Consider the following 3,695-nt stretch of genomic DNA (forward strand, 5'->3'; position numbering starts at 1 on the left):
ACTGACCGTTTCAGAATGACTTTTGTTGTGGGGCTTGGTAGTTGGGTGTTGTGTCGGCAGGATTGGTTGGGTGACTGTTGAACTGGTGCCTGATGACCTGTGGGAACGTGTGGCGCCGCTCTTACCTGCTCGTCCGCCTCGGCGGCGTCGGTATCCCGGGCGGTTGCCGGCGGATGACCGGGCTGCGCTGAGAGGCATTGTCTATGTGCTGTGCAAGAGCGTGAGCTGGCGGGATGTTCCCGCTGAACAGGTCGGCTGCAGTGGCGTGACGGCCTGGCGGCGCCTGCGGGACTGGACCGAGGCCGGCGTCTGGCCGCAGCTGCACGCGGTGCTGCTGGCCGAGCTGCGGGCTGCAGGTCTGTTGGACATGGACGATGCAGCGATCGACGGCTCGCACGTGAGGGCGCTGAAAGGGGGGCTCACACCGGACCTTCGCCGGTCGACCGGGCCCGGCCCGGCAGCAAGCACCACTTGATCGTCGACCGGCACGGCACCCCGCTAGCCGTCTCGCTGACCAGCGGGAACCGCCACGATGTCACGCAGCTGGTGCCCCTGCTCGATGCGATACCCCGCATCCGCGGTATCCGCGGGCGGCCCAGGCACCGGCCGGACCGGCTGTTCGCCGACCGGGGTTACGACTACGACAAGTACCGCCGCCTTCTGCGGTCTCGCGGCATCACACCCAAGTTCGCCCGAAGAGGCACCACGCACGGCTCGGGCCTGGGAAAGACCCGCTGGGTCGTGGAGCGCACATTCGCCTGGCTCCACCAGTTCAAACGCCTGCGGATCCGCTATGAGACACGCGCAGACCTACACCTGGGCCTCCTCCAACTCGCTTGCAGCATCATCTGCCTGAGACGACTCCGCACCTCATTCTGAAACCATCAGTAAGGGAATCCGGACGTCCCCTTCGAGGCGCTCGCCCTGTTGACAGCCATCAACGAGTGGCTGGGACCAGGACCCTCACAGGCTCCTGCGCTCGGACGCAGCCACCGCCGCACAGGCACTGGCGATCGCCTCGGTGTCCCAGTAGAAGGGCCGGACTTCAACGATCTTCTCATCCTTGATCCTGATCGTCTGCAAGATCAGGAACGAGAGTTCGCGGCCGGTGGAACGAGCTCGAGCACGGACCTGAGTGAGTACCACCGCGGTCTCGCCAGTAGCGAGGAAGTCCTGCTCGACCATGTCGAACGACTCCCACACCTGACTCATCGCGAGGAAAAACTCTTCCATGCCCTGATGCCCGCGCCAGGTTCCGCCATAGGGCAGCGCGTCGGCTTGATGCAGCACGACATCAGGCGCGAAGAACGGAGCAAGCAGGCAGAACGAGGCCGCGCCCGGGCCTCCAGATGCCAAGTACTCAGCCTCAGCTGCATACATGCCGCTAAGGACGGTTACCGAGTCGGAGGAAGAAGGGACTGTCATGCCGTCAGCGTGCTCTACCGCAACGGATCAGGCTGGCGGCAATCCGACATCGAGCTGTGGTTCGGGGGCGCCTTCATTAGGCGAAGGGCGCGGCGCCCGTCGCCAGCGCGCACAACGTGACGCCCAGGAAGAAGAAGTCGCTGGCTGGGCCGGCGGGCGGGACGCGCGCTCTCTCGGGTGCCATGTACTCGAGCGAACCATGACCCAGCCGGTCGCGGTGTGCCTCTCCGGACAGCGCGGCGATTCCGAGATGGCCACCGATCGCTGGAGCAATGGGTCCCAGGCACTCCACACCGTACCCATGCCGCCGCCGCCCAGCCGCTCGTTCAGCACGTGCCCTCGGCGACGACCTTCTGCTCACTACCGCTGATCACGATGCCTCAACTTACAGGCTGAATGTGCATGCCAGACGCGGCGCCGGCAGCCGCCCCTTCCCCGCCGGGCATCGTCCTGCCTCTCGGGCGCGGCCATGGCCTGAGCTCGGCGGAACCGGTCGGCGTGCTGCGGAAACACAGTCCCGCCTCGCAAGAGCGCTATTCGGAGCCCAAGCCAAGTCGCTCAACTCGACACGCTCATCAGTGATTTGAAGCGCGTCTTCCACTTCTCGGTCGGCATCGGCTCTGGCACTTCAGATGCGATTCAGTCGGTACGGACGCCGCGACGGGGTAAGGGGTTCTGGGCGGGTGTGTATCCGAACAGGAGGAACCATGGTTTACGTACTGCTGTGCGTCTTTGCCGTCATGGGTCTGGTCCACAGACCGCAACTGCTGTGGAGAGCGAACCGGCCCTTTCAGCGTCCCTTCGTGAAGGACTACGACGCCACGGAACCCACTACAGCCGGGTACACCATGACCCGCATAGTAGGAGTGGTCTTTCTGGCGGTTGTTGCCTTCATGATCTTCACTCAGGCCACCTGAACGCAGTTCGGCCCTGCCGACGGCTGCCCGGTCACTGAGCGTTTGCCAACCTCAATTCGGGCAGGTCAGATGCAGTGTGACCCAGCGCCGTGCAGGGTGAGAGGTTCACTGGGTGGGTACCTCGGCGAGCGAGAGGCTGTTCCCGTCGGGATCCAGCACGACGACGTGGCGGACGCCGTTGCTGTAGGTCTCGACCGGTTCGTGGTCGATCCCGTGTGCGGCGAGTCGGGCCAGGATGTCGTCGAGGTCGTGCACGCCCAGCGTGATCATGGCTCCGCCTACTCGCTCAGCGCGCACGTCGCGATCGTCAACGACGACCCACGCGTTCTCCCCGGCCTGCCACAGGTACTCCTCACCGATGATCTCGTCCGCTGGGCGCCCGAAGAACGCCTCGAACCACTTCACTGCCTTGGTCCGGTCGCTCACGCACATGATGCTGTACAGGTCCACTCGGATCACTCCTCAGAATCGTTTCGGAAGTTGGACCACTCCTGTGACCGAAAATCATCGGAGGAGGTAGCCCGGTTCTCCACAGTGAAGTTGAGGTCAGGCGCCGTTGGCGTAGTGAGTCCTTGTCAACCTCGCATGTTGGCTGGGCAGTCGGCCTGACAGACGGATGGAGCGCGGGCACTGGTCGAGCAATCCATCGCAACCCTCGAGCCTGGCAGCTCCTGCGCACAACGCGCTGCTCGACGACCCGGATCACGAGCCTCGTCCATGCCGTCCTCAGCCTCCATCTGGCCAGCCCAGAATGAGGTTGGAGAGGGCTCAGTTGGCGTCTGGTAGCGGACTGTGGCGCTCCGCATTCCTCGGGCGTGGGTGAACAGGGCGGAGCGGGCGCACACACCATTACGAGGCGACGTGGCAGTGTCCCCCGGGACGTGCAGCAGCCAGACGCGGGTAACCGGCCAGGAGAGGCTACGGCTGACGGTGCCTGGCCATGACTGGCATAAGGGGTCAGGCTGTGGAACACCTGTACTTGGCTGCGGACGACCGGACGCCGTTTTGGCCCGTCGGTGCAATCATGCTGGTTGTCATCACGCTCATCTCCGGATCGATCGGAGTCTGGCGGACACGCAGGATGAAGAAGGGCAAGAAGTGCTAGGGCGGGCCCGGCCGACCACGCGAAGTCTGCGCGGTGGGCGGCCACGGGGCTCCCACTAATTTCTGGGCGGCGCCAGGGCCGGCCGTGCTTGCCCCGTATCGGCGGAATCCCTTCGAGTAATGGAAGCAGCTGGGTCGTGGGGCGCGCGTTCGCCCGCCTGCACTGAACCCTTTTCATCCTGCTGCTGAGCTGGCCTGATGCAGGACTACGACGGCGTGGACGGTGGCGGTGATGCGGGTGGTCGAGCA

The 3,695-nt window shown here is 64.7% G+C and carries 4 protein-coding genes and 1 pseudogene; 3 read left to right on the forward strand and 2 right to left on the reverse strand.

What is annotated here, in order from left to right; genetic code table 11:
* Positions 1–70 precede the first annotated feature (70 nt).
* Positions 71–879, forward strand: a protein-coding gene (locus G3I40_RS35305) for an IS5 family transposase (protein WP_164558925.1) whose coding sequence is annotated in 2 segments (ribosomal slippage) — positions 71–410 and positions 410–879 — 810 coding nt in all. Because the reading frame shifts where the segments join, the coding sequence is not laid out codon by codon here.
* Between the two features lie 84 nt (positions 880–963).
* Here the strand turns inward: G3I40_RS35305 and G3I40_RS35310 are convergent.
* Positions 964–1,425 carry a nuclear transport factor 2 family protein gene (locus tag G3I40_RS35310; protein WP_164558926.1) on the reverse strand — a complete coding sequence of 154 codons (462 nt, stop codon included), beginning with the start codon at positions 1,423–1,425 and terminating at the stop codon, positions 964–966.
* Positions 1,426–2,132: 707 nt separating this feature from the next.
* Between G3I40_RS35310 and G3I40_RS35315 the strand changes: the two genes are divergently transcribed.
* Complete coding sequence (locus G3I40_RS35315) at positions 2,133–2,342, forward strand: DUF6199 family natural product biosynthesis protein (protein WP_164558927.1); 210 nt, start codon at positions 2,133–2,135, stop codon at positions 2,340–2,342.
* A 105-nt stretch (positions 2,343–2,447) separates the two neighbouring features.
* Here the strand turns inward: G3I40_RS35315 and G3I40_RS35320 are convergent, their stop codons facing one another.
* Positions 2,448–2,792, reverse strand: a complete 345-nt coding sequence (locus G3I40_RS35320) for a VOC family protein (RefSeq protein WP_164558928.1) — start codon at positions 2,790–2,792, stop codon at positions 2,448–2,450.
* A gap of 174 nt (positions 2,793–2,966) precedes the next feature.
* Here G3I40_RS35320 and G3I40_RS35325 point away from each other — a divergent pair.
* Positions 2,967–3,097, forward strand: a pseudogene (locus tag G3I40_RS35325) (IS5/IS1182 family transposase); the annotation flags it as partial.
* Positions 3,098–3,695 lie beyond the last annotated feature (598 nt).

This window comes from Streptomyces sp. SID14478 (assembly GCF_010548525.1).
Classification (GTDB): domain Bacteria; phylum Actinomycetota; class Actinomycetes; order Streptomycetales; family Streptomycetaceae; genus Streptomyces.

Excerpts from the sequence above, each read along its gene's own strand:
- G3I40_RS35310 (WP_164558926.1), bottom strand. The coding sequence starts at position 1,425 with ATGACAGTCCCTTCTTCCTCCGACTCGGTAACCGTCCTTAGCGGCATG.
- G3I40_RS35315 (WP_164558927.1), top strand. The coding sequence starts at position 2,133 with ATGGTTTACGTACTGCTGTGCGTCTTTGCCGTCATGGGTCTGGTCCAC.